The organism is Telluria sp. AC161 (genome assembly GCF_979258535.1).
On record NZ_OZ409861.1, the window covers coordinates 3,166,183 to 3,190,006 of the forward strand.

Annotated in this window: 17 protein-coding genes; 13 read left to right on the forward strand and 4 right to left on the reverse strand. The window is 65.7% G+C overall.

All coding sequences use genetic code 11. From position 1 onward, the window contains the following. Positions 1-44: 44 nt before the first annotated feature. Positions 45-4,172 carry an ATP-dependent RNA helicase HrpA gene (hrpA, locus tag ACZ0AJ_RS14175; RefSeq protein ID WP_499455157.1) on the reverse strand — a complete coding sequence of 1,376 codons (4,128 nt, stop codon included), beginning with the start codon at positions 4,170-4,172 and terminating at the stop codon, positions 45-47. 54 nt (positions 4,173-4,226) lie between these two features. Between hrpA and argA the strand changes: the two genes are divergently transcribed. Both argA and ACZ0AJ_RS14185 read left to right on the forward strand, forming a co-directional pair. Further along, on the forward strand, positions 4,227-5,540 hold the full coding sequence (gene argA / locus ACZ0AJ_RS14180) for an amino-acid N-acetyltransferase (protein WP_332531416.1): 1,314 nt from the start codon (positions 4,227-4,229) through the stop codon (positions 5,538-5,540). A gap of 48 nt (positions 5,541-5,588) precedes the next feature. Continuing rightward, positions 5,589-5,861: an oxidative damage protection protein gene (locus tag ACZ0AJ_RS14185; RefSeq protein WP_183555634.1), complete on the forward strand. Its 273-nt coding sequence runs from the start codon at positions 5,589-5,591 to the stop codon at positions 5,859-5,861. Between the two features lie 75 nt (positions 5,862-5,936). On the opposite strand, the gene ACZ0AJ_RS14190 is transcribed toward ACZ0AJ_RS14185, so the two are convergent. Further along, positions 5,937-6,263, reverse strand: a complete 327-nt coding sequence (locus ACZ0AJ_RS14190; protein ID WP_499455158.1) for a hypothetical protein — start codon at positions 6,261-6,263, stop codon at positions 5,937-5,939. Between the two features lie 14 nt (positions 6,264-6,277). Beyond that, positions 6,278-6,955, reverse strand: coding sequence for a ribose-5-phosphate isomerase RpiA (gene rpiA / locus ACZ0AJ_RS14195; protein ID WP_332531414.1), 678 nt, complete (start codon positions 6,953-6,955; stop codon positions 6,278-6,280). A gap of 280 nt (positions 6,956-7,235) precedes the next feature. Here rpiA and ACZ0AJ_RS14200 point away from each other — a divergent pair, with 280 nt between their 5' ends. From ACZ0AJ_RS14200 to ACZ0AJ_RS14210, 3 genes are read left to right on the forward strand one after another with little or no spacing between them, the layout of a single operon-like run. Continuing rightward, positions 7,236-8,441 carry an efflux RND transporter periplasmic adaptor subunit gene (locus ACZ0AJ_RS14200; protein WP_499455159.1) on the forward strand — a complete coding sequence of 402 codons (1,206 nt, stop codon included), beginning with the start codon at positions 7,236-7,238 and terminating at the stop codon, positions 8,439-8,441. Then, positions 8,438-9,172: an ABC transporter ATP-binding protein gene (locus ACZ0AJ_RS14205; protein WP_499455160.1), complete on the forward strand. Its 735-nt coding sequence runs from the start codon at positions 8,438-8,440 to the stop codon at positions 9,170-9,172. Before ACZ0AJ_RS14200 ends, ACZ0AJ_RS14205 begins: the two co-directional genes overlap by 4 nt. Continuing rightward, positions 9,169-10,392, forward strand: a complete 1,224-nt coding sequence (locus ACZ0AJ_RS14210; protein ID WP_499455161.1) for an ABC transporter permease — start codon at positions 9,169-9,171, stop codon at positions 10,390-10,392. The genes ACZ0AJ_RS14205 and ACZ0AJ_RS14210 overlap by 4 nt, the downstream gene beginning before the upstream one ends. A 15-nt stretch (positions 10,393-10,407) precedes the next feature. Here the strand turns inward: ACZ0AJ_RS14210 and ACZ0AJ_RS14215 are convergent, their stop codons facing one another. Continuing rightward, complete coding sequence (locus ACZ0AJ_RS14215; RefSeq protein WP_499455162.1) at positions 10,408-11,124, reverse strand: helix-turn-helix domain-containing protein; 717 nt, start codon at positions 11,122-11,124, stop codon at positions 10,408-10,410. A 137-nt stretch (positions 11,125-11,261) separates the two neighbouring features. Here ACZ0AJ_RS14215 and ACZ0AJ_RS14220 point away from each other — a divergent pair, with 137 nt between their 5' ends. The 8 genes from ACZ0AJ_RS14220 (at position 11,262) to ACZ0AJ_RS14255 (ending at position 23,633) form a co-directional block, all read left to right on the forward strand. Next, entirely contained in the window at positions 11,262-13,310 is a 2,049-nt protein-coding gene (locus ACZ0AJ_RS14220) for a serine hydrolase domain-containing protein (RefSeq protein WP_499455163.1), read from the forward strand. Beyond that, complete coding sequence (locus ACZ0AJ_RS14225) at positions 13,310-14,320, forward strand: dipeptide epimerase (RefSeq protein ID WP_499455379.1); 1,011 nt, start codon at positions 13,310-13,312, stop codon at positions 14,318-14,320. Before ACZ0AJ_RS14220 ends, ACZ0AJ_RS14225 begins: the two co-directional genes overlap by 1 nt. Beyond that, on the forward strand, positions 14,317-15,618 hold the full coding sequence (locus tag ACZ0AJ_RS14230) for a peptide MFS transporter (RefSeq protein WP_499455381.1): 1,302 nt from the start codon (positions 14,317-14,319) through the stop codon (positions 15,616-15,618). The genes ACZ0AJ_RS14225 and ACZ0AJ_RS14230 overlap by 4 nt, the downstream gene beginning before the upstream one ends. 25 nt (positions 15,619-15,643) lie before the next feature. Beyond that, positions 15,644-17,881, forward strand: coding sequence for a TonB-dependent receptor (locus tag ACZ0AJ_RS14235; RefSeq protein WP_499455383.1), 2,238 nt, complete (start codon positions 15,644-15,646; stop codon positions 17,879-17,881). Further along, positions 17,881-18,915, forward strand: coding sequence for an N-acetyltransferase DgcN family protein (locus tag ACZ0AJ_RS14240; RefSeq protein WP_499455165.1), 1,035 nt, complete (start codon positions 17,881-17,883; stop codon positions 18,913-18,915). Before ACZ0AJ_RS14235 ends, ACZ0AJ_RS14240 begins: the two co-directional genes overlap by 1 nt. Beyond that, positions 18,912-20,489 (forward strand): serine hydrolase, encoded by a 1,578-nt coding sequence (locus ACZ0AJ_RS14245; protein WP_499455385.1) that lies wholly within the window; start codon positions 18,912-18,914, stop codon positions 20,487-20,489. Before ACZ0AJ_RS14240 ends, ACZ0AJ_RS14245 begins: the two co-directional genes overlap by 4 nt. Positions 20,490-20,497: 8 nt before the next feature. Further along, positions 20,498-21,685, forward strand: coding sequence for a dipeptidase (locus tag ACZ0AJ_RS14250; RefSeq protein WP_499455167.1), 1,188 nt, complete (start codon positions 20,498-20,500; stop codon positions 21,683-21,685). A 271-nt stretch (positions 21,686-21,956) separates the two neighbouring features. Next, positions 21,957-23,633 (forward strand): methyl-accepting chemotaxis protein, encoded by a 1,677-nt coding sequence (locus ACZ0AJ_RS14255; protein WP_499455168.1) that lies wholly within the window; start codon positions 21,957-21,959, stop codon positions 23,631-23,633. Positions 23,634-23,824: the final 191 nt, after the last annotated feature.

Here is a 23,824-nt window from a genome sequence, read left to right on the forward strand (position 1 = left end):
GGCTGGCGCTAGGCTATCAACCAAGCCGCCGGCCATCACCACACTTACCGCTGCATCGACTCCCACACCTTCTGCAAGCGCTTGGCCGACACCGGCATCGGCGTTCTCAGCTCCTGCGCGAACAGCGACACTCGCAGTTCTTCCAGCATCCAGCGGAACTCGATCATGCGCGGATCGTTGTTCTTCGAGCCCATATTCTTGAGCGTGCGCTGGAACTGCGCCGCTGCCGACTGCCACTCCGCCATCAGCTGCGCATCGCGCGTCGGATTACCGCGCAGCTTCTCCAGCCGCACGTTGATCCCTTTCAGGTAGCGCGGGAAGTGCGCCAGCTGGCTGTAGTCGTTGTCCGCGATAAAGCGCTTGTGCACGAGCGCCTGCAACTGCCCCATGATGTCTGCCGACACCGCCTGCGGCAGCGTTTGCACGCGCTTGGGCATCCCGTGGAATTCGGCCAGCACCTGGCCCGCCAGGCGCGCCACCTCGTTGATCAACAGGCCAATGCGGCCCTTGCCCTGGTCACGGCGCGCGTTGAACTGCGCTGCATTGAGCGGCAGCGGATCCTGCAGGCAGGCGATGTCGATCGCCTTGGCCACGATCTGGTCGCGCAGGTCTTCCTGCGAACCCAGGCTCATGAATTGCATGCCCATTCCCTGCAGGCCGGGGATGTTTTTCTCGGCGAACTTGAGCTGCTCCTTGAACTGCAGCGCAAACAGGCGGCGCAGGCCCACGCGGTGCGTGCGCGCAGCCACGTTCGGGTCGTCGAACACTTCCAGATCGCAGTGCGTGATCTTGTCGACCAGCGCAGGGAAGCCAATCAGCGTCAGCTTGCCCTGGTTGATCTCCAGGAGTTCCGGCAAGTCGCCGAACGTCCACGCGGTCAGGCCGGTGTGCTGGCTGCTGGCAGACGCACCTTTGGCGGAGGCCACCGCCGGCGCGGCCGGCTGGGCGCCCTTGCCCTTGGCCGCTGGCGCCGCGGCGGGTGCAGCAGTAGCAGTAGCCGCTGCGCCGGAACCGACTGCGCCAGGCCGCGCCAAGCGCGCGAGCGAACCGCTTGACGCCGGCGCCGACTCGGCCATCTTCTGGAAACTCTCGCGCGCCTGCCCGCCCAGTTCGGCCTGCAGCGTGGCCAGGTTGCGGCCCATGTCCAGCTGGCGACTGTGTTCGTCGATCACCTTGAAATTCATGAACATGTGCGCCGGCAGCGTCTCAATCTTGAAGTCGGCCGTCAGCACCAGCGTGCCGGTCTGCGCGCGCACGTCCGCGATCAGCACGTCGATCAGGTCGCCCCGTCCGAACGTGCCAGCCGCGTGGATGCGCTCGACGAACTTGGCCGCGTAATCCGGCAGCGGCACGCAGTGGCGGCGTAGCTTTTGCGGCAACGACTTGAGCAGCAGGTGCACCTTTTCCTTGATCATGCCCGGCACCAGCCACGCCGCGCGCTCTTGCGGGATCTGGTTCAGCGCGAACAGCGGCACGGCCAGAGTGACGCCATCGCGCACGCTGCCCGGCTCGAAGTGGTACGACAGCCCCATCTCGATGCCGGTGACGGTCATCGTCTTCGGGAACAACTCGGTGGTGATGCCGGCCGCTTCGTGCCGCATCAGTTCTTCGCGGTTCAGGTACAGCAGCTTCGGATTCTCGCGCGCGACGTCCTTGTACCACTTCTCGAAACCGGCGCCATTGACGATGTCGCGCGGGATCTCGCTGTCGTAAAAGGCCGCAATCAGCTGGTCGTCCACCAGCACGTCCTGGCGGCGCGACTTGTGCTCGAGGTTCTCGATGTCCTTCACCAGCTTGTGGTTGTGGATGTAGAACGGCAGGCGCGTTTCATAGTCGCCCGCGACCAGTGCGTCGCGAATGAAAATCTCGCGCGCTTCGGTTGGATTGCGCTGGCCGTAGTTGATGCGGCGCGCGCCGTAGATGACGATGCCGTGCAGCGTCGCGCGTTCGAGCGCCGTGACCTGCGCCTGCTTTTTCTCCCAGCGCGGCTCGCCCCAGGATTTTTTCAAGAGGTGCGCGCCGACCTTCTCGACCCACTCCGGCTGGATCTGCGCGATCGTGCGCGCATACAGGCGCGTCGTTTCGACCAGTTCGGCCGCCATAATCCAGCGCCCTGCCTTCTTGCCCAGCGTCGAGCCGGGCCAGATGTGGAACTTGATGCCGCGTGCGCCCAGGTAGATACCGGCCTGCTCGTCCTCGGCCTTGAAGCCGATATTGCCAAGTAAACCCGTGAGCAGCGAGATATGCAGCTGTTCGTAGGTCGCCGGCGACTCGTTCAGGCGCCAGCCCTGCTCGCGCACGATGGTGAGCAACTGCGAGTGCACATCGCGCCACTCGCGCAGGCGCACCTGCGACAGGAAGTTGGCGCGGCAGTTTTCCTGCAACTGGCGATTGGTTTTCTTGTGCTCGATCGCGTCTTCGAACCAGGCCCAGATCTTCAGGTAGCTGAGGAACTCCGAGCGCTCGTCGGCGAACTTCTTGTGCTTCTCGTCCGCCTGCTGCTGGTACTCGATGGGGCGATCGCGCGGGTCCTGCGTCGACAGGGCCGAGGCCACGATCAGCATCTCGGTCAGGCAGCCGTTGTCGAGCGCCGCGAGGATCATGCGGCCCACGCGCGGGTCGAGCGGCAGCTTGGCAAGCTTGCGGCCCAAGGGCGTGAGTTCATTGGTGTCGTCGACCGCGCCGACTTCTTGCAGCAGCTGGTAGCCGTCGGCGATCGCGCGGCCTTGCGGCGCCTCGATGAACGGGAACGTCTCCACGTCCGTCAGGCGCAGCGCCTTCATGCGCAGGATGACGGCGGCCAGCGACGAGCGCAGGATTTCGGGCTCGGTAAATTTGGGGCGCTTGAGGAAATCGTCTTCTTCGAACAGGCGGATGCAGACGCCATCGGCCACGCGGCCGCAACGGCCCGCGCGCTGGTTGGCGGCCGACTGCGCGATCGGCTCGACCTGCAACTGCTCGACCTTGTTCCTGAAGCTGTAGCGCTTCACGCGCGCCAGGCCGGTGTCGACCACGTAGCGGATGCCCGGCACCGTCAGCGACGTCTCGGCCACGTTGGTCGACAACACGATGCGGCGCGCATTCGTCGTGCGGAACACGCGATCCTGCTCTTCGACCGACAGGCGCGCGAACAGCGGCAGGATCTCGACATGCGGTGGATGGTGCTTGCGCAGCGCCTCGGCGCAATCGCGGATCTCGCGCTCACCCGGCAGAAACACGAGCACGTCGCCCTGCCCCAGACGGCACACTTCATCGACGCCGTCGACCACCGCATCCATCAGGTCGCGCTTGTCGCGCGCGGCTTGCGCCCTCGGCGCGAGGTTCGGTGCAGCATCTGAGGCCTGCGCAGGCTTGGGCGTATTGACGCCCGCGACCGGATCACGATCGACCGCGCGATAACGCACCTCGACCGCGTACAGGCGGCCCGACACCTCGATCACCGGCGCCGGTTTCAGGTCGGCGCCATCGCCCTTGCCGAAGTGGCGCGCAAAGCGCTCGGCGTCGATCGTCGCCGACGTGATGATGATCTTCAGGTCCGGCCGGCGCGGCATCAGCTGCTTCAGGTAGCCGAGCAAAAAGTCGATGTTCAGGCTGCGCTCGTGCGCCTCGTCGATGATGATCGTGTCGTAGTTGCGCAGCAGCGGATCGGTCTGCGTCTCGGCAAGCAGGATACCGTCGGTCATCAGCTTGACCGACGCGCCCTTTTGCAGCGTGTCGTTGAAACGCACCTTGAAGCCCACGTGCTCGCCAAGCGGGGTGCCCAGTTCCTGCGCGATGCGCTTGGCGGTGGACGACGCGGCGATCCGGCGCGGCTGCGTGTGGCCGATCAGCCCCTTGCTGCCACGGCCCAGTTCCAGACAGATCTTCGGCAACTGGGTCGTCTTGCCCGAACCGGTTTCGCCCGAGACGATGACGACCTGGTTCTCCTGGATCGCTTTGGCGATTTCGGCACGCCGGCCCGAGACCGGCAAGTCTTCGGGGAAGGTAATCGGCGGCAGCGGATTGCGCTCGCGGGGAACGTCCTCGCGGGGCGGGCGCTCTTGGCGTGGCTGCCCCTCGCCACGCGCGCGGCGTGGACGTGGCTGGGCAGGTGCAGGAGCCGCACTGGCGTTGGAGGTGGCGTCTACGGCGCGCGCCGGTCGTTGCGAAGGCTTGTTACTCTGTTCAGACATTGATTTTTACAAGGTTTTGGTGCGCACATCGCGCAGCGAATTATAATGCGGCAAATGGAAACTCCTACCCAATTCGTCCAGTGGCTGCGCTCGGTCGCGCCGTACATTCACGCATTCGGCGGCAAGACCTTCGTGGTCGCCTTCCCCGGCGAGCTCGTTGCCGCCGGCGCGCTACCGGTACTGGCGCAGGACTTGTCACTACTGGTTGGCCTGGGCATCCGGATCGTGCTGGTGCACGGCTCGCGTCCACAGGTGGCCGAACAGCTCGAGCTGCGTAACGTCGAGGGGCGCTTTCATAACGGCGTGCGTGTCACCGACACCGCCGCCCTCGAATGCGCGAAAGAAGCCGCCGGCGAACTGCGTCTCGATATCGAAGCCGCCTTCAGCCAGGGCCTGCCCAACACGCCGATGTCCAACGCCCAGATCAGCATCGTCTCGGGCAACTTCGTCGTCGCCCGCCCGCTTGGCGTGATCGACGGCGTCGACTTCGAACTCACGGGCGTCACGCGCAAGATCGCCGCCGAGAAAATCCATCCGATCCTGCAGACCGAAGACAATCTGGTGCTGCTCTCGCCGCTGGGTTTCTCGCCCACCGGTGAAATCTTCAACCTGACGCTGGAAGACGTCGCCGCGTCGGCCGCCATTGCGCTGCACGCCGACAAGCTGATCTTCATTACCGAAACGCCGATGATCGTCGACGCGGCTGGCACCGAGATCCGCGAGCTGTCGTCGCACATGGCCGAAGCCGTGCTGCAGGCGGGCTTTTTATCCGACTCGGCCGCGTTCTACATGGAGCATGCGATCAAGGCCTGCAACGCCGGCGTCGATCGCGCCCACATCATTCCGTTCGAGATGGACGGCTCGGCGCTGCTCGAGGTCTTCACGCACGATGGCGTGGGCACCATGATCAGCCACGAGAACCTCGAAAGCCTGCGTCAGGCCACAATTGAGGACGTTGGCGGAATTATCAAGCTCATCGAGCCACTCGAAGCCGACGGCACGCTGGTGTATCGCGGCCGCGAGCTGATCGAACGCGAGATCGACCAGTTCTCGGTGATCGACCACGATGGCGTGATCTTCGGCTGCGCCGCGCTGTATCCGTTCCCCGAATCGAAGATGGGCGAGATGGCCTGCCTGACCGTGAGCCAGGACGCGCAGACGCAGGGCGACGGTGAACGCATCCTCAAGCACATGGAAAACCGCGCCCGCGCGGCTGGCCTCACCAAGCTGTTCGTGCTGACCACGCGCACGTCGCACTGGTTCAAGAAGCGCGGCTTCGTGCCGGCCACGGTGGACGACCTGCCGAAAGACAGGCAGCACATGTACAACTGGCAGCGCCGCTCACAGGTCTTGATCAAGACTTTATAATACGCGTCTTACATGACCGAATCACCGAACGAATAACAGGAGTACTCGATGGCCCGCACCGTCCACTGCATCAAACTGAACAAGGAAGCCGAAGGCCTGGATTACCCACCGGTCCCTGGCGAAATGGGCAAGAAACTGTACCTGCAGGTCTCGAAAGAGGCCTGGCAGGCATGGCTCAAGCACCAGACCATGCTGATCAACGAAAACCGCCTGAACCTGGCCGATGACCGCGCGCGCAAATACCTGGCGACGCAGCTGGAGAAGCACTTCTTCGGCGAAGGCGCCGACCAGGCCATGGGCTACGTGCCGCCACCGGTGTAAGCACGCCGCGCGCTGTACGTAAAAAAATCCCGCTCGGGGCACTGGCCGCGAGCGGGATTTTTTACGCCTGCTGTCTTACATCTTTTTGCACTGGCGCAGCTCGCAGCGCGCCATGAATACCTGGCCATTCTGGCACTGCATCCGGTAGACCTCGATCGGCCCCGGCTCGGTCACCAGCCCCGCGCCCTGCGTGCTGGTGCAGGCCTGCGCCTTGGCCAGCTTCTCGACCGTGTGCGAAGATTCCCCGACCTTGAACGGCGTGCGCTGGATCGCCGTCACGTCGGTCGATGCCGCCGGCGCCACAACGGCAGGCTCGGACAAATCGATCGAACTGCCAAAGACAGAACAACCTGCCAGCAAGGCAGCGAGCGAAGGAGCAGACAGCAGCAGCGCACGATTCATGGTCGGGTTTCCGGTTACAGCGACAGGGTCTTGACGCCGTCCGCCGTGCCGAGCAGGCAGACATCGGCGCCGGCTTTGGCGAACAGGCCAACGGCGATCACGCCGACGATCTGGTTGATTTTCTCTTCCAGCGCCACCGGATCGGTGATCTTGAGGCCTGCCACGTCGATCAGTTCACCGCCGTTGTCGGTGATGAACGCCTGATCGGTACCAGCCTTGAGGCGCAGCTTCGGCTGGCCACCCAACGCCGCCAGCTGGCGCATCACCGAAGCGCGCGCCATCGGGATCACTTCGACCGGCAGCGCGAATGCGCCCAGCGTCTCGACCAGCTTGGAGCCGTCGGCGATGCAGACGAACTTCTTTGCCACCGACGCGACGATTTTTTCGCGCGTGAGCGCTGCGCCGCCGCCCTTGATCATCGCGCCCTGCGCGTTGATTTCATCGGCGCCGTCGATGTAGACGGCCATCGATTCGACGTCGTTCAGGTCGAACACGGGGATGCCGTGGCCGCGCAGGCGACTGGCCGTGGCTTCAGACGACGCGACGGTGCCCTTGATGCGGTCCTTGATCTTGGCCAGTTCGTCGATGAAGAAGTTGGCGGTCGAGCCGGTGCCCACGCCGATGATTTCACCCTCGACCACGTAATCGATGGCGGCGCGCGCTACGGCTTGTTTCAGTTCGTCTTGAGTCATGATGCTTCGGTAAAAAAGGAATACGCCATTCTAGCGGATCGGCGCCGCCTTACTTTCAAAAATGGCCGCCATCGGCGTTCAAAATCCGGCCCGCCCATGCATCATGCATTGCCAATCCAGTGCCGCTGTATCAAACTCGTCGCTTATCCGTCGGTAGGGTGGGCGGCTATGCCTTCCACGCGTTCAAATCAATCGGGATTCGTGGCGCGCCATGGTTCGTTGAACGCGTGGGCGGGAAACCCGCCCACCCTACCACTTAGTATCTCTCTGGCATACATACATGAACATCTTCACCAGGAAGCGGGTTGTCATCGCCGTTACCGTCCTCGCCGCTGTCGCCGTTGCCGTTGCTGTCGTCAAGCGCAAGGACGACACCGTACCGCCATCAAAATACCGCAGCACCGTCGTCGATCGCGGCGCCATCAACCAGACCGTGACCGCCACCGGCACGATCAATCCGGTCGCGCTGATCAACGTCGGCTCGCAGGTGTCGGGCACCGTGGCCGAACTGAATGCCGACTTTAACGACCGCGTGAAAAAAGGCCAGGTGCTGCTCAAGCTCGAGCCGACCATCTTCAATGCCCAGGTGCGCCAGGCCGAAGCCAACATCGCGTCGGCGCGTGCCAGCCTGCGCCTGGCCCAGGCCACGTTCGAGCGCAACGAGCAGCTGGTGGCGCAGAACTTCCTGTCCGGCCTCGCGCTCGACCAGTCCAAGCGCGAGATGCAGGTCGCCCAGGCCAACCTGACACTGGCACAGGCGCAGCACGACCGCGCCAGGGCGGACCTGAACAACAGCGTGATCCGCTCGCCGATCGACGGCGTCGTGATCAAGCGCACGATCGACCTGGGCCAGACCGTGGCGGCGTCGTTCAACACCCCGAACCTGTTCCAGATCGCGCAGGACCTGACCAAGATGCAGATCGATACCAGCGTATCCGAAGCCGACGTCGGCCAGCTCAAGGATGGCCTGCCGGCGCGCTTCGTCGTCGATGCCTATCCCGACCGCGAATTTGCCGCCACCATGCGCCAGTTCCGCCTCGCGCCGAACGTCGTGCAGAACGTCGTCACGTACAACGTGGTGCTCGACGTCGACAACGTCGACGAACTGCTCAAGCCCGGCATGACGGCGCAGGTGCGGCTGGTGGTGGCGAACCGCCCGGACGTGCTGCGCATCCCGACCACCGCGCTGCGCTTCCGGCTGTCGGAAGAAGAGCAGGAGGCCGAGCGCAAGCGCAACAAGGACGCCAAGCCGGCCGCCGTTGCCGCCACGCCTGCACCCGTCAAAGACGACGACATCGCATTTCGCAACGCGAGCGACACCACGCGCATGTTCAAGATTTACAAGCTCGACGCGATGAACCACCCGCAACCGGTCGATATCCGCGCCGGCCTGTCGAACTTCCGCTATACCGAAGTGGTATCGGGCGACCTGAAGCCGGGCGACCGCGTCGTCACCCGCTCGCTGGCCACGCCGGAAAATCCATGACCGGGCCGCTGATCGACATCCGCGGCGTGGTCAAGACCTACCTGAGCGGCGCGGTCGAAACCCCGGTGCTGCACGGCGTAGACCTGCGCGTGGAGCACGGCGACTTCGTCTCGGTCATGGGCCAGTCGGGTTCCGGCAAGTCGACACTGATGAACATCCTCGGGTGCCTCGACCAGGCCACCGGCGGCACCTACCTGCTCAATGGCGTCGACACGCGCACGCTCGGGCGCGCCGAACTGGCCGACATCCGCAACCGCACGATCGGCTTCGTGTTCCAGAGCTTCAATCTCATCAAGCGCATGAGCGTGGCGGAGAACGTCGCCCTGCCCCTGATCTATGGCGGCATGGGCCGCGCAAAGGCACAGGCGCGCGCGGTGCAGGAGCTCGAGCGCGTGGGCCTGGGCGAATTTGCCAAACGCACCCCCAGCCAGCTGTCGGGCGGCCAGCAGCAGCGCGTGGCGATCGCACGCGCACTGGTGACCGATCCGCCGCTGCTGCTGGCCGATGAACCCACCGGCAACCTCGACACCCACACGAGCGACGACATCATGACCAGCTTCGGCACCCTGAACCGCGAGCGCGGCATCACGATCGTGCTGGTGACGCACGAACCCGACGTCGCCGCCTACAGCCGGCGCCTGGTGCGCCTGAAGGATGGCCGCGTGCTGTACGACGGCCCGGCGGCCGAAGGCCTGCAACTGGCGAACAGCCACGCGGGAGTGGCGCGATGAATCTGGTCCAGGTCCTGATCGAGTCATTCCGTTCGATGGCGGCCAACCGGCTGCGCACTGCGCTGACGATGCTGGGCATCGTGATCGGCATCGCGTCGGTCGTGCTGCTGCTGGCACTGGGCGACAGCATGCAGCGCTTCATCGGCAAGCAGTTGCAGATGCTGGGCACGAACATGGTCTACGTGATGCCGGGGGGCGATCGCACGGCCGCCCAGCGCGCCCGCGAAGGCAAGGTCGCGGTGCTCACGCAGGGCGATGCCGAAGCACTTAACGCGCTGCCCAGCCTGACCGGCGCCGCGCCAGCGCTGCAGGGCAGCTTCAAGGTCACGGCCGGCAACGAAAACGCCAGCAGCATGGTCATGGGCGTGACGCCGGCGATGTTCACCATCCGTAACTGGAAGGTCGACCAGGGCACGCTGTTCAGCGAAAGCGACGTGCGCGCCAGCGCGCGCCTGGTGGTGATCGGCCAGAAGGTGGCGGACCAGTTCTTTTACCGCGCCGATCCGCTCGGCCAGTTCCTGCGCATCGAGAACGTCGCGTTCCAGGTGGTGGGCGTGCTGGCCGGCGAAGGCCGCCAGACCGACGGCACCGACCTTGCCGAACAGATCCTGGTGCCGATCACGGCGGCCAGCGCCAACCTGGTCAAGTCGCCGTTTCCGCAGAATGTCCACTACATCAATGCGCAGGGCCGGCCTGGGGTGGCGATGACGGACGCCATCGAAGACATCAAGGAAGTCATCCGCAGCCGGCACCGGATCCGCGTCGACGATCCCGACGACTTCCGGGTGCAGAACCTGAATACCATCGCCGAGACGGCCAACAAGATCACGGCCGGCGTGGCGCTGCTGCTTGGCCTGATCGGCGCGATCTCGCTGCTGGTCGGCGGCATCGGCATCATGAACATCATGCTGGTGTCGGTGACCGAGCGCACGCGCGAAATCGGCATCCGCATGGCCATCGGCGCGCGGCCCAACGACGTGCTGATGCAGTTCCTGGCCGAGGCGGTGGTGATCTGCCTGGCCGGTGGCCTGGTCGGCATTGCCATTGCCGCCGGCGGCGCGGCGCTGATCACGAAGTTTGCCGACTTTGAGGTCTATCTCACCATCAGCGCGGTCATGGTGGCGTGCGGGTTTGCCACGGCGGTGGGCGTGTTCTTCGGCTTTTATCCGGCCCGGCGCGCCTCGCGCCTGCTGCCGGTGGATTGCCTGCGCTACGAATGAGCGCAGCGCAGCAGGCTACCCATCCTGCCTGCTGCGCTTGCGGGGCTTGACCGGCTTTGGCTCTACCGGAGGCTCGCCGTCGGCCGTCGCGTGCGCGGGCGTGTGCGTATTCTCATGCGTGTGCGACGACATGATCGCCTGCATCTGCTCCTCATCCTCACTCGACATCACGGTCAGCACCTCGGCCTCGTCGCAGCCTTCCGGCGCCAGGTACGCGTGCCCCATGCTCGAATCGAAGTAGATTGACTGCCCTTCCCTGAGCACCACCGGATCGTAGAACTCGCTGTGCAGCACGACCGCGCCCTTGAGCACGTACGTGAATTCTTCGCCCGAGTGATGCACCAGCTGCCCGAACTGCTTGACCGACTTGGCGCGGATGCGCGCGATCACGGGAATCATCCGCTTGCGGCGCAGCTCTGCGCACAGGTAGTGGTAGTCGTAGTTGGGCGTCTCCACGCGCACCGCACTGGCCAGATCGCCGATGCTGCGCCGCGCCGTCACCGGCGTGTCTGCGCCCTTGTCTTCTTCGGCAAACAACTCGGACATGCGCATCCCGAGCTTTTGGCTCAGCTGGTACAGCTTGTCGTAGCTGAGCGTCAGCTGGCCGTGCTCCACCTTCGACAGCGTGGAGACCGGGATGCCGCTGTTTGCGCTCATTTCTTTCAGCGTCCACCCCTTGCGGCTGCGCAGGCCGCGGATCAACGCGCCAAGGGTCGGGGATTCAGAGGTCATGGACGGCATTCATAAAGTGTTGACATAGTTTCCGATTGGGTAGATATTTCTCTAATCAGAGAAAAATACTCGGATCAAGCTTTATTTTATAGGCTGGCCCGATCGACCGCAATCAACCGTATTGATAGGGAGCCTTGATGAGATTTCTGAAGATGGTCTTGATGAGCGTTGTCTGCTGGAGCGCCGGCGCCGCCGCGCAGCAGGCGCCCCAGGCCCCGGCCGTGCCGCCCTCGCCTGCAGGCACCAAGCCGGCGGCGACGCCGCCATCCGGGCCGCCGCCAACGCTGGTTGCGGCGCCCCGCGCCAGCAATGGCAAAACGCTCGACAAGACGGACGTCGACACCTGGCTCGACGGCTACATGCCGTTCGCGCTGAACAAGAGCGACATCCCCGGCGCGGTGGTTGTCGTGGTCAAGGACGGCCAGATCCTCACCGCGCGCGGCTTCGGTTACGCCGACGTCGACAAGCGCACGCCGGTCGACCCCGAGCGCACGCTGTTTCGTCCCGGCTCGGTCTCCAAGCTCGTGACCTGGACCGCCGTCATGCAACTGGTCGAACAGGGTAAGTTGGACCTGGATGCCGACATCAACGGGTACCTCGATTTCAAGATCGCCCCGCGTGCCGGCAAGCCCGTCACGATGCGCCAGATCATGACGCACACGGCAGGCTTCGAAGAGTCGGTGAAATACCTGATCGTCTACGACAAGGCGGATATCCGCCCGCTCGGCGAACTGCTCAAGGAGCGTGTCCCGGCGCGCATCTTTGACGCCGGCACCACGCCCGCCTACTCCAACTACGCCACGTCGCTGGCCGGCTACATCGTCGGGCGCATCGCCGGCATGTCGTTCGACGACTATGTGGAGCAGCGCATCTTCGCACCGCTGAACATGCGCACCGCGAGCTTCCGCCAGCCACTGCCGCCTGCACTGGCGCCGCTGGCGGCCACCGGCTACAGCAAGCCGGGCCAGCCGTCGCTGGGCTTCGAAGTCGTCAACTCGGCGCCGGCCGGCGGCCTGTCGGCCAGCGGCACCGACATGGCCAACTTCATGATCGCGCACCTGCAGAAAGGCCAGTTCAACGGCGCGCGCGTCCTGTCCGAAGCCACCGCCAACGCGATGCACAGCAGTTCGCTGGACAAGATCAACCCCGCGTCTCTGCTGCCACCGCTCAACCGCATGGAACTGGGCTTTTTTGAAACCAACGTCAATGGCCGCAGCGTGATCGCCCACCTGGGCGACACCGAAGCGTTCCACACGTCGCTGCACCTGTACATGGACGATGGCGTCGGCCTGTACCTGTCGGTCAACAGCAGCGGGCGCGAAGGCGCCTCCAACCCGCTGCGCAGCGCCCTGTTCCAGGACTTCTCGGACCGTTACCTCCCCTCCACGCTGCCGCCGGATGGCCGCGTCGACGCCAAGCTCGCCGCGCAACACGCGCAGATGATGACCGGCTCGTGGGAAAGCAGCCGACGCGCCGAGACCAACTTCTTCGCCGTGTTCGACCTGCTCGGCCAGGTCAAGGTGGCCGTTGACGACAAGGGCGCGCTCGTCATCCCGGCCATGGTGGGGACCAATGGCCGGCCCCGCGAATGGGTCGAGATCGCACCGTTCGTCTGGCGCGACCGCAATGGCGAAGACCGCCTCGCGGCGCACGTCGTCAACGATCGCGTGGTCCGCTGGAGCATGGACTTCATGTCGCCGTTCATGGTCATGGAACCCGTCCCGGCCGGGAAGAACGGCGCCTGGCTGCTGCCGGCCGTTGGCGCGGCGCTGGCCGTGTTCGTGTTCGCGGTGCTGGCCATGCCGGCCGGCTGGATCGTGCGCCGCCGCTTCAAGCTGCAGCATGTGTTGACCGGCCCGGCGCGCAGCGCGGCGCTGGCCACGCGCATTGCGGCGGCTGCCTGCCTGGCGGTGCTGGCGGGCTGGGTGGGCATCGTGTCGATGTTCGATATCAGCCTCAAATACGCCACTGTCTCGCTCGATCCGTGGTTGTGGCTCCTGCAGATCGGCGGCTTGCTGGCCTTCGTGGCGGCGCTGCTGGCCGGCGCGCGCAATCTGCAACTGGCGTTCGCGCCTGGCCAGGGTCGCCTGCGCCGCGTGTGGAGCGTGCTGTTCCTGGCGTCGGCGCTGCTGATCGCTTATGTCTGCCTGCGCTTCGGTCTGCTGTCCATGACGGTGGCCTACTGATGGCCCGCCTCACCATGACGGTCGCCGTCGAGAAACTGCGTTTGAGCACGCCGTTTCGCATTTCGGGCTACCTGTTCGACGCGTTCAACGTCGTCGTCGTGACGCTCGGCGATGGCCGCCACAGCGGGCGCGGCGAAGGCGGCGGCGTGTACTACCTGGGCGACGATGTGCCGCACATGCTGGCACAGCTCGACGGCGCCAGCGCGGCAATCGCCGCCGGCCCGACGCGGGATGAACTGCGCTCGATCCTGCCGCCCGGCGGCGCGCGCAATGCCGTCGACTGCGCGCTGTGGGAGTTGGAGGCGGCGCGCGCCGGCGTGCCGGTCTGGCAGCTGGCCGGCAAATCGGCGCCCCGCCCGCTGCGCACGACCTTCACGCTGGGCGCCGACACGCCGCCGGCGATGGCCGCCACCGCGCAGCGCCACGCGCAGGCACGCTCGATCAAGATCAAGCTGACGGGCGATCTGGCACTCGACCTGGCGCGCGTGGCGGCGATCCGCGCCGCGCGGCCCGAGGTCTGGCTGGGCGTCGACGGCAACCAGGGTTTTACGGCCGACCAGCTCGATGCGCTGATTGCCGGCCTCGTGGAACAGGACGTCGCCCTGCTCGAACAGCCACTGGCGCGCGGCCAGGAGGCCAGCCTGGAAGGCCTGCGTTCGCCGATTCCGCTCGCGGGGGATGAAAGTATCCAGTCGCTGGACGATATCGCCGCCAGCGTCGGGCGCTACGACATCGTCAACATCAAACTCGACAAATGCGGCGGCCTGACCGAGGGCCTGCTGATGGCGCAGGAAGCACGGCGCCTGGGCCTGCAGGTCATGGTCGGCAATATGGGCGGCTCGAGCCTGGCCATGGCACCGAGCTTCGTGCTGGGCCAGGAATGCGACATCGTCGACCTGGATGGCCCGATCTTCCTGGCCGCCGATCGCCGTCCTGGCGTCGAGTATTTTGCCGGCAATGTCTGGTCGGGCCCCGCCGTCTGGGGCGGCGCGGCGAAGGCCACGGCATGACCGGCACGATGCAGATGCAGCCCACGTGGTTCGGCCATCCGCGCGGCCTGACGGTACTGTTCCTGACGAATATGTGGGAACAGTTCTCGTACTACGGCATGCGTGCGCTGCTGGTCTACTTCATGACCAAGGAACTGCTGTTCGGCCAGGCCCACGCCTCGTTCATCTACGGCGCCTATACGGCCGCTGCCTATTTCACGCCGATCCTCGGCGGCATGCTGGCCGACCGTGTTCTCGGCAAGCGGCGCGCCATCATCATCGGCGCCTCGGTCATGGCGGCGGGCCACTTCATGATGACCTTCGACGCCCTGTTCTACCTGGCGCTGGCCACCATCGCGCTCGGTAACGGCCTGTTCTTGCCCACACTGCCAAGCCAGGTCGGCGACCTGTATGCGCGCGGCGATGCCCGCCGCGGCTGGGCCTTCAATGTGTATTACGTCGGGATCAATATCGGCGGCTTCCTCGCGCCCCTGATCTGCGGCACGGTGGGCGAGCTGTATGGCTGGCATTACGGCTTCGGCCTGGCCGGTATCGGCATGCTGCTCGGCCTTGCCATCTATGTCAGCGGGGCGCGCTACCTGCCGCCCGAGACCCTGCCCGCCAGGTCCACCGTGACGACCGACGCGCCGCGTGGCCTGGGCCGCGAAACGATTCTGGTGCTGATCGGGATCGGCCTGGCCGTCACGGTGTTTCGCGCCGCCTACGAGCAGGTCGGCAACACGGTCGCGCTGTGGGCCGACAGCGGCGTCGATCGTGCGGCCGGGGGCTTTCTGATTCCGATGACCTGGTTCCAGTCGCTTAATCCGCTGTTCGTGATGCTGCTCACGCCGCCGCTGCTCGCCTACTGGCACCGCCGGGCGGCGGCCGGTATCGACCAGGCGCCGCTGCGGCGCATGGCGGTCGGGGCGCTGATCGTGGCGCTGGCCTATCTGCTGCTGGCGGCAGTCGGCTGGACCGCGAATGGCCAGGTCACGGGCTGGATCTGGCTCGTGCTGTTCTTTTTAGTGCTGACGATCGGCGAGCTGTTCATCCTGCCGACCGGCCTGGGCCTGTTTGCCCGCCTGGCGCCGCGCCATCTGGGCAGCACGACGGTGGCGGCGTGGTTCCTCGTCACCTTCGCGGGCAGCCTGGCGGCCGGCCTGGTGGGCAGCCTGTGGAGCCGCTTTGCCCCGGGCGCGTTCTTCGCCCTGCTCGCACTGCTGTCGGCGATCGCCGCCGGCCTGCTGTGGCGCCTGCACCAGCCGATGCAGGCAGCAGACCGGCTGCACGCGATGACGCCCGCACCATCCGCACCCTAATCACAACGACTACCGGGAGAAATTCATGGCAACAGTAGCAGGCCGCATCGCAGTGACTTCCATGGCGCTGGCCATATCGAGTGCCTTATCGGACGCATTCGCAGCAGACCAGGCCGCGCCGCAGGAAGACGTCCAGCAAGTCGTCGTGACCGCGCAAAAGCGCGCGCAGACGATGGTCGATGTGCCGCAGTCGATGTCGGTGGTGGGTGGCGACACGCTCGACAAGCATCAGGCCACCGGCTTTGCCGATTACCTGAAACTCGTACCCAGCCTGCAACTGGTGCAAAGCACACCGGGCGAAGGCCGGCTGGTGCTGCGCGGGCTGGACACGGGCGGCGTAGCGTCCACCGTGGCAGTCTACCTCGACGAAACGCCGTTCGGTTCGAGCAGCGGCCTGGCCAATGGCGCGATCCTGGCGGGCGACTTCGACACGTTCGACCTGGCCCGCATCGAGGTCTTGCGGGGGCCGCAGGGCGCGCTGTACGGCGCCAGCTCGCTCGGTGGCCTGGTCAAGTTCGTGACCAATGCACCGGAACTGGACCGCTTCGCCATGCGCGCGCGGCTGGGCGCGGCGACGGTCGACGGCGGCAAGGTGTCGTACCGCTCGAACCTGGTGGTCAACACGCCGCTCAGCGACACGGTGGCGCTGCGCATGTCCGGCTCGTACCAGAAGGAGCCTGGCTTCATCGATTCGATCGGCACCGCCGGCTCGGACATCGAACGCAATATCAACGGCGCCCGCAACTACGGGGGCCGCGCGTCGCTGCTGTACAAGCCGAGTACCACATTCGACCTGCGCCTGAGCGCCGTGGCGCAGAACATCGCCACCGATGCACCCGGCACCGTGGAGAGCGACCCGGACACGCTCGAGACGCTGTATGGCCGCCCGACGCAATCGCAGTTCGTCCCGCACATGCGCGACATCCACTACCGCGTCTTCAATGGCACCGCCAACTGGAACCTGGGCGCAGCCAGCCTGACCTCGTCAACCAGCTACAGCACGCAAAAGCAGTTCGCGCGTGAAGACGTCAGCTTCAACCTGACCGGCATCGTCGAAGACAATTTCGGCGTGCGCAGTGAACTGTATCTGGGCCAGGAAACCGAACTGAAAAAATTCACGCAGGAGCTGCGCCTGAGTTCCAACGCCGGCAAGCGGTTCGACTGGCTGGCCGGCCTGTACTACACCGATGAACAAGGCGCCATCGCGCAGCGCTACCACGCCGTCGTGCCAGGCTCGATGACACCGGCAACCGGCCTGCCGCTGCTGGCCGACATCCGCCTGCGCTCGAACTACCGCGAGGTGGCGGCGTTTGCCAACACGACCATTCACCTCACGCCGGTGTACGACCTCGATGTCGGCGGGCGCTATAGCCACAACAAGCAGGATGCCCGCCAGACCGGCGACGGCGCCCTGGCCGGCGGCCCGGCCGACGACAGCGCCGATTCGTCCGAAGGCGTGTTTACCTATGCCGTGGCGCTCAAGCGCAAGTTCAGCGAACGCAGCGCCGTGTATGCGCGCGCGGCCAAGGGCTTCCGGCCCGGCGGGCCAAACGTGCTGCCGCCCAACCCCGGACCGGGCACGCCCGCCACCTATGATTCGGACAGTGTGATGAGCTATGAGGCCGGCATCAAGACCCAGACGGTGGACGGCATGTGGTCCCTCGACCTGTCGGCCTTTCACATCAAATGGAAGGACATCCAGCTGCTGGCGGTGGTCAACGGGTTTGGCGTGAACACCAACGGCGCCGGCGCCACCGCCGACGGCGTCGAGATCAGCGCGGGCTTCCGGCCGATGCGGGGCCTGCGCCTGTCGGCCAACGGCGCCTGGAACAAGGCGCGCCTTGACGGTGCAACCGATCCGCTGGTGGGTGGCTTCAAGGGCGACCGCCTGCCCTTCTCGCCGAAGTACACGGCCGCGCTGCTGGCCGACTATCGCTGGACGATCCGCGACACCACGCCCGCCTACGCCGGCGTCTCGGTGCGCCGCATCGCGGGGCAGTTCGCGTCATTCGACTTCGACTACCGCACGGCCAATGGCCGCCAGCGCGAGATCCCGTCGTACAACGTGTTCGATGCCCATGCCGGTGTCGAACTGGGCACCTGGACGGTTGAACTGTACGGCAAGAACCTGGGCAACAGCGACGGCAGGACGTCCACCGCATCGTTGCTGGCCAACGGCGGCTTCGTCCATCCGAATGGCGCGCTCGGCACCGGCGTGATCGCGCCGCGCACGCTCGGCTTCACGCTGACGAAGGAGTATTGATGGTGCCCGCACCGAACGACACACGCGCCGTCGGCCGCTGCCTGCTGTTTCTCGGCGACGTGACCGAATCCGGTTTCGCCAAGACCGCCTTTGGCCTGCGCGACTGGGCCGGCGAGCGCTGCGTGGGCGAACTGCGCCTGCCGGGCGCCACGGTGACCACCGGCCTGCCCGGCCTCACCGCCAGACAAGCTGCGGCGAAAGGAGCAACCGCCATCGTCATCGGCGTGGCCGCGCCGGGCGGCACGATCCCCGCGAGCTGGGTGCCGGCGCTGGCCGAGGCGCTGGCGGCGGGCCTGGACATCGTCTCTGGCATGCACGTGCGCCTCGACCAGTTCGCCGTGCTGAAGGACGCCGCGGCGCGCCACGGCCGGCGCCTGATCGACGTACGCACGCCACCCGCCGACATCCCCATCGCCAGCGGCCGGCCGCGCGCGGGCCGGCGCATCCTCACGGTCGGCACCGACTGCGCACTGGGCAAGAAATACACGGCGCTCGCGCTTAGTCGCGGCCTCGCCGCGCGTGGCCTGGACGTGACCTTTCGCGCCACCGGCCAGACCGGCATCATGATCGCCGGCAGCGGCATGCCGATCGACGCTGTGGTGTCGGACTTCGTGGCCGGCGCGGCCGAGATGCTCAGTCCAGCGGCGGCGCCCGGGCACATCGACGTGATCGAGGGCCAGGGCTCGCTGTTTCATCCCGCGTTTGCCGGTGTCTCGCTCGGCCTGCTGCATGGCAGCCAGCCCGACATGTTCGTGGTCTGCCACGACCCCGCGCGCAGCCATCAGCTCGGGTATCCGGGTTCGCCCTTGCCGTCGATCGAGACCGTCATCGAACAGACGATCGTGCTCGGACGCGTGACCAATCCGGCGATCCGCTGCATCGGCATCGCGCTCAATACCGGCGGCATGGATGCCGCAGCCGCGCAGGCCGCCATCGACGCACATGCCCGCCGTTTGCCGTACCCTGTTGCCGACCCGATGCGCGGCGGCGCCGATTTCGCGCGCCTGCTCGATGCTTGCCTGGAGATACCATGAACTGCCCTCGTCTTGTTCCTTCCATCCTGCTGGCGCTTGCCTGCGCCCCTGCGCTGGCCGCGCCGCCGGCCGGCTTCGAGGCCCGCGTCGAGACGCTGCGCCAGCGTGTGGGCACGCCGGGCCTGGCCATTGCCATCGTCGAAGACGGCAAGACAACGCTGGCGCGCGGCTTCGGCGTGCGCCAGCTGGGCGCGCCGGCGCCGGTTGACGGCGACACGCTGTTCCCGATCGGCTCGACCACCAAGGCGATGACGGCGGCCGCACTGGCCACGCTGGTCGATGCCGGCAAGCTCACGTGGGACGACAGGGTGACCGACCACCTGCCCGCCTTCCAGATGTACGACCCGTGGGTCACGCGCGAACTCACGATCCGCGACCTGCTGACGCACCGCGCCGGCCTGGGCTACGGCGCGGGCGACCTGCTGTTCGTGCCGCGCACGAACCTGTCGCGCGCCGAGACCGTGCGCCGCGTACGCTACCTGAAGCCGGCCACCAGCTTTCGCAGCACCTACGCGTATTCGAACCTGATGTATGTGGTGGCGGGCCAGCTGATCGAGCAAGTAAGCGGCCAGCCGTGGGAGGCTTACGCGCGCGAGCATGTGCTGCGCCCGAGCGGCATGCGGTTGTCCACCACCGACAACGTCGACAATTTCGCCACCGCCAACCGCGCCTTCCCGCATGCGCGCATGGACGGCGGGCTGCGTGGCGCCGGCACCCAGGTGCGCCTGGACGAACGCGATGACCTGGGGCGCAACGCGGCGCCCGCCGGCGGCGTGGCCAGCAGCGCCAACGACCTGGCGGCGTGGCTGCACACGCAGTTGTCCGGCGGCGTCGCGCCAGGTGGCAAGCGTGTCTTCAGCAAAGCCACGCACGCGCAGATGTGGGCGCCATCGATGACCGTGCCGCTCGACGAGATGCCGCCGGAGTTGAAACTCATTGAATCGACGTTCGCCAACTATGGCCTGGGCTGGGACCTGGTGGACTACCGCGGCGCGCGCATGGTCTGGCATGGCGGCGCGGTGCTGGGCTTCGGCACGGCCGTCGTGATGCTGCCCGAGCAGAAGGTGGGCTTTGCGATTGCGATCAACAGCGAAGACGGCGAGCTGGTGCGGGGCCTGATGTACGAGCTGGCCGACCATTACCTGGCCAAGCCGAAGGCCGACTGGCCGGCCACGTTCGAAGTCTACAAGGCAAAGAAGATCGCGGAAGGCGTCGCGCTGCTCAAAAGCAGCGCCGCCAAACCAGTGCGTTCAACGCCACTGGTGGCGCCGGCGGCGTTGGCCGGGACGTATGCCGATCCGTGGTATGGCAAGATCACGATCGCGGCGGCGAAGAATGGTTTGCGGGTCGACTTCGGCTCGACGCCGCGCATGGCGGGCCCGCTCGTGCACTGGCAGTACGATACCTGGATCGCACGCTTCGACGACGAGACCATCGAGCCTGCGTACCTGAGCTTTGCATTCGACCAGGACGGCAAGGTTGAACGCATCAGCCTCAAGCCCGTCTCGCCCATTGCCGATTTCAGCTGGGATTACGCGGACCTGAACTTCACCCCGATCAAGGCGCCCGAATGAACCGCACCATGAAGTCCACCATGGTACTGGCCTGCGCACTGCTGGCCGGCTGCGCCACGCCGGCGCCGGCGCCGACGCCGAACCCCGTGGATCCGACACACCGCAAGCTGCTGACGCTCGACGCGCACCTCGACACGCCCGTGCATTTCGGCCGCGCCGGCTGGGATTTTGGCGCCCGTCACGATCCGGCCACCGAGATCGCGCAACTCGACCTGCCCCGCATGGCCGACGGCAGCCTCGATGGCGGTTTCTTCGTGATCTACACCGAGCAGGGGCCGCTGACGGCGGACGGCTTTGCCGCCGCGCGCCGTCACGCGCTGGCACGCTCGGCGCTGATCGACACCACGCTCGCGCGCCATGCGGACCGCATCGGCGTGGCCACCAGCGCGCACGACGCGCGCCGCCTCGATGCGGCCGGCAAGCTGGTGGCATTCAAGAGCATCGAGAACAGCTATCCGCTCGGCGAGAGCGTGTCTGCGCTGGCGCAATTCCAGGGCCAGGGCGTGCGCCTGGTGGGCGTGGTGCATAGCCTGAACAACCAGTTTGCCGACTCGTCAACCGACACGCCGCGCTGGAACGGCCTGAGTCCACTGGGGCGCGACTGGGTGGCCGAGATGAACCGGCTCGGGATGGTGATCGACGCGAGCCATGCGTCCGACGCTGTCGTCGATCAGTTGCTGGACCTGTCGCGCGCCCCGCTGCTGCTGTCGCACACCAGTTCGCGCACGAGCTTCGACCATCCGCGCAACCTGGACGATGCGCGCATCCGCCGCATCGCCGCGGCCGGCGGCGCGGTCTGCGCGTCGACCATCTACCTGGGCGACATGCGCATGGGTCCACGCCGCAGCGAATTGTTCGACCAGATCGACCACATCGGCGCTATGACCCCGGCGCAGCAGACGTCGCTGGGTAAGGAGTGGCTGGCGCTCGAAGCGGCCACGCCGATGTGGAGCACGAGCTTCGACCAATACATGGCCTCGCTGCAGCACCTGATCGACGTTGCCGGCATCGATCACGTGTGCATGGGTGCGGACTTCGACGGGGGCGGCGGTTTCCCGGGGCTGGCCGATGTGTCGCTACTACCGCGCATCACGGCGCGGCTCAAGGCGGGCGGCATGTCGGACACGGATCTTGGCAAGCTGTGGAGCGGCAATCTGCTGCGTGTACTGGACGCGGCGGCCAAGGCGGCGCAGTGAACAGATCGCCCTGCCATAGCCCCGCGTTATGGCCGGCCCATCCATCGGCATTGGTTCGCCGACAAGTCAGATATGCAATCGCTATCAGGTGATGCCAAGCACGTATCATATTGTTTCGCAAAAGCAACAATTATCGATATTGCCGGATTTATTGATGTCCAATCGGCGTGCCTGCGTTTACGCTTGCCGCTGTGCACATGCGTTCCCGGCACGATGCACACCCCGGCTTCACCAGGTTGCCGGGGCATCACTTGCTACCTGAACGGATACTATGAAAATCAACGATCTTAAAATCGGCGTTCGCCTTGGCGGCGCTTTCGCCGCCGTGCTCGCCCTGATGGTCCTGATGCTGGGCGTCGCCTTCTGGCAGCTCGAGCGGATCGCCGACGCCAAGCAGACCATGGCGAAAACGTCCTACCGCGCCAAGCTGGCCAAGGAGTGGAGCCAGGGCACCGTCACCAACAGCGTCAGCACAATTGCCAAGTATAAAAGTGTCGATCCGGTCGACGAGAAGTACCACGATGCGCAGATGAAAGTCATCAGCGACAGGGCCGGCAAGCTGCAGAAAGAACTCGAATCGCTGGTCCAGAGCGCACAGGGGAAGGCGCTGCTGGCGGAAATCGCGACCGAACGCGCCAAGTATTCGGCAATGCGCAACGAGGGCTTCAAGATGAAGAGCGCACTCGGTGCGGACAGCGCCGAGGTCAAGGCGTTCTTCGAGGCCAAGGTCATCCCTGAAATGCGCATTTACGTCGCCACCATCGAAAAACTCGCAGCCTACCAGGAGCAATTGTTTACCAATGCGGACACCAGCATCGACGCCATCGTCGTGTCGGCAACGCGGATCCTGATCGGCCTGGGCATCGTGGCGCTGGCCATCGGTGCTGCCTGCGGCTGGCTGCTTACGCGCAGCATCACGCGTCCGCTGGCGCATGCAGTGGGACTGGCGCGCCAGGTAGCCTCGGGCGACCTCACGGCGGATATCCGCGCCGAATCGCGCGATGAGGTAGGTGACCTGGTGCTGGCGCTCAAGACCATGAACGACAACCTGCTCAAGACCGTGACCGAAGTACGGGCCGGCACCGAGACCATCGTCACCGCATCGCAGCAGATCGCCTCGGGCAATCTCGACCTGTCGTCGCGCACCGAGCAGCAAGCCAGCTCGCTCGAAGAGACGGCGTCGTCGATGGAAGAACTGACCAGCACCGTGCGCCAGAACGCCGACAATGCACGCCAGGCCAATGTGCTGGCCAAGAATGCCTCGCAGATCGCGGCGCATGGCGGTGAAGTCGTGTCGCAGGTGGTGGCCACGATGGCCTCGATCAACGCATCGTCGAAGAAGATCGGCGACATCATCGCCGTCATCGACGGTATCGCGTTCCAGACCAATATCCTGGCCCTGAATGCAGCGGTCGAAGCGGCGCGCGCCGGTGAACAGGGGCGCGGCTTTGCCGTGGTGGCGAGCGAAGTGCGCAACCTCGCGCAGCGCTCGGCCGCAGCGGCCAAGGAGATCCGCGGCCTGATCAGCGACTCGGTCACGAAGGTCGAGGCCGGTGGCCGCCTGGTGGATGAAGCCGGTGTGACGATGCAGGAGATCGTGCAGGGCATCGGGCGCGTGACCGACATCATGGCGGACATCACGTCAGCCAGCGCCGAACAGTCGACGGGTATCGAGCAGGTCAACGAAGCCATCACGCAGATGGATGGCGTGACGCAGCAGAATGCGGCGCTGGTAGAAGAAGCGGCAGCGGCCGCCGCATCGCTGCAGGAGCAGGCGACGACGCTGGCGCAGTTGGTCAGCGTGTTCAATGTCGGTCATGGCAGGCCAGGTGCTATGCGCCAGGCTGCGCAGCCGGCAGTGGCCGGGCGTTCGCTGGCCGTACGCAGCGCAACACCATCGCGCACCAATGTCGAGCGGGTCGAGGACGAAGAAGACGCCATCGCCTGATGCTGTCTGCCACAACGGGCCGCCCTGGCCCGTTGTGGCGCCTGAAATAACCATCTTTACAACGTTATTATGCGTGTTACCTGCCCAAGGTAATGTTCACATATTATTTCGTTTACTCTCAGCAACACATTCAACGAATTTTTCATTCCCGCTGTCAATACGCCTCGATCAGGGATTATTCTGAAACAAGG

Coding starts and splice junctions, on each gene's coding strand:
- ACZ0AJ_RS14200 (WP_499455159.1), top strand. CDS start 7,236: ATGAACATCTTCACCAGGAAGCGGGTTGTCATCGCCGTTACCGTCCTC.
- ACZ0AJ_RS14185 (WP_183555634.1), top strand. CDS start 5,589: ATGGCCCGCACCGTCCACTGCATCAAACTGAACAAGGAAGCCGAAGGC.
- ACZ0AJ_RS14235 (WP_499455383.1), top strand. CDS start 15,644: ATGGCAACAGTAGCAGGCCGCATCGCAGTGACTTCCATGGCGCTGGCC.
- ACZ0AJ_RS14245 (WP_499455385.1), top strand. CDS start 18,912: ATGAACTGCCCTCGTCTTGTTCCTTCCATCCTGCTGGCGCTTGCCTGC.
- hrpA (WP_499455157.1), bottom strand. CDS start 4,172: ATGTCTGAACAGAGTAACAAGCCTTCGCAACGACCGGCGCGCGCCGTA.
- ACZ0AJ_RS14215 (WP_499455162.1), bottom strand. CDS start 11,124: ATGACCTCTGAATCCCCGACCCTTGGCGCGTTGATCCGCGGCCTGCGC.
- ACZ0AJ_RS14190 (WP_499455158.1), bottom strand. CDS start 6,263: ATGAATCGTGCGCTGCTGCTGTCTGCTCCTTCGCTCGCTGCCTTGCTG.
- ACZ0AJ_RS14255 (WP_499455168.1), top strand. CDS start 21,957: ATGAAAATCAACGATCTTAAAATCGGCGTTCGCCTTGGCGGCGCTTTC.
- ACZ0AJ_RS14210 (WP_499455161.1), top strand. CDS start 9,169: ATGAATCTGGTCCAGGTCCTGATCGAGTCATTCCGTTCGATGGCGGCC.
- ACZ0AJ_RS14220 (WP_499455163.1), top strand. CDS start 11,262: ATGAGATTTCTGAAGATGGTCTTGATGAGCGTTGTCTGCTGGAGCGCC.
- argA (WP_332531416.1), top strand. CDS start 4,227: ATGGAAACTCCTACCCAATTCGTCCAGTGGCTGCGCTCGGTCGCGCCG.
- ACZ0AJ_RS14225 (WP_499455379.1), top strand. CDS start 13,310: ATGGCCCGCCTCACCATGACGGTCGCCGTCGAGAAACTGCGTTTGAGC.
- ACZ0AJ_RS14250 (WP_499455167.1), top strand. CDS start 20,498: ATGAAGTCCACCATGGTACTGGCCTGCGCACTGCTGGCCGGCTGCGCC.
- ACZ0AJ_RS14205 (WP_499455160.1), top strand. CDS start 8,438: ATGACCGGGCCGCTGATCGACATCCGCGGCGTGGTCAAGACCTACCTG.
- rpiA (WP_332531414.1), bottom strand. CDS start 6,955: ATGACTCAAGACGAACTGAAACAAGCCGTAGCGCGCGCCGCCATCGAT.
- ACZ0AJ_RS14230 (WP_499455381.1), top strand. CDS start 14,317: ATGACCGGCACGATGCAGATGCAGCCCACGTGGTTCGGCCATCCGCGC.
- ACZ0AJ_RS14240 (WP_499455165.1), top strand. CDS start 17,881: ATGGTGCCCGCACCGAACGACACACGCGCCGTCGGCCGCTGCCTGCTG.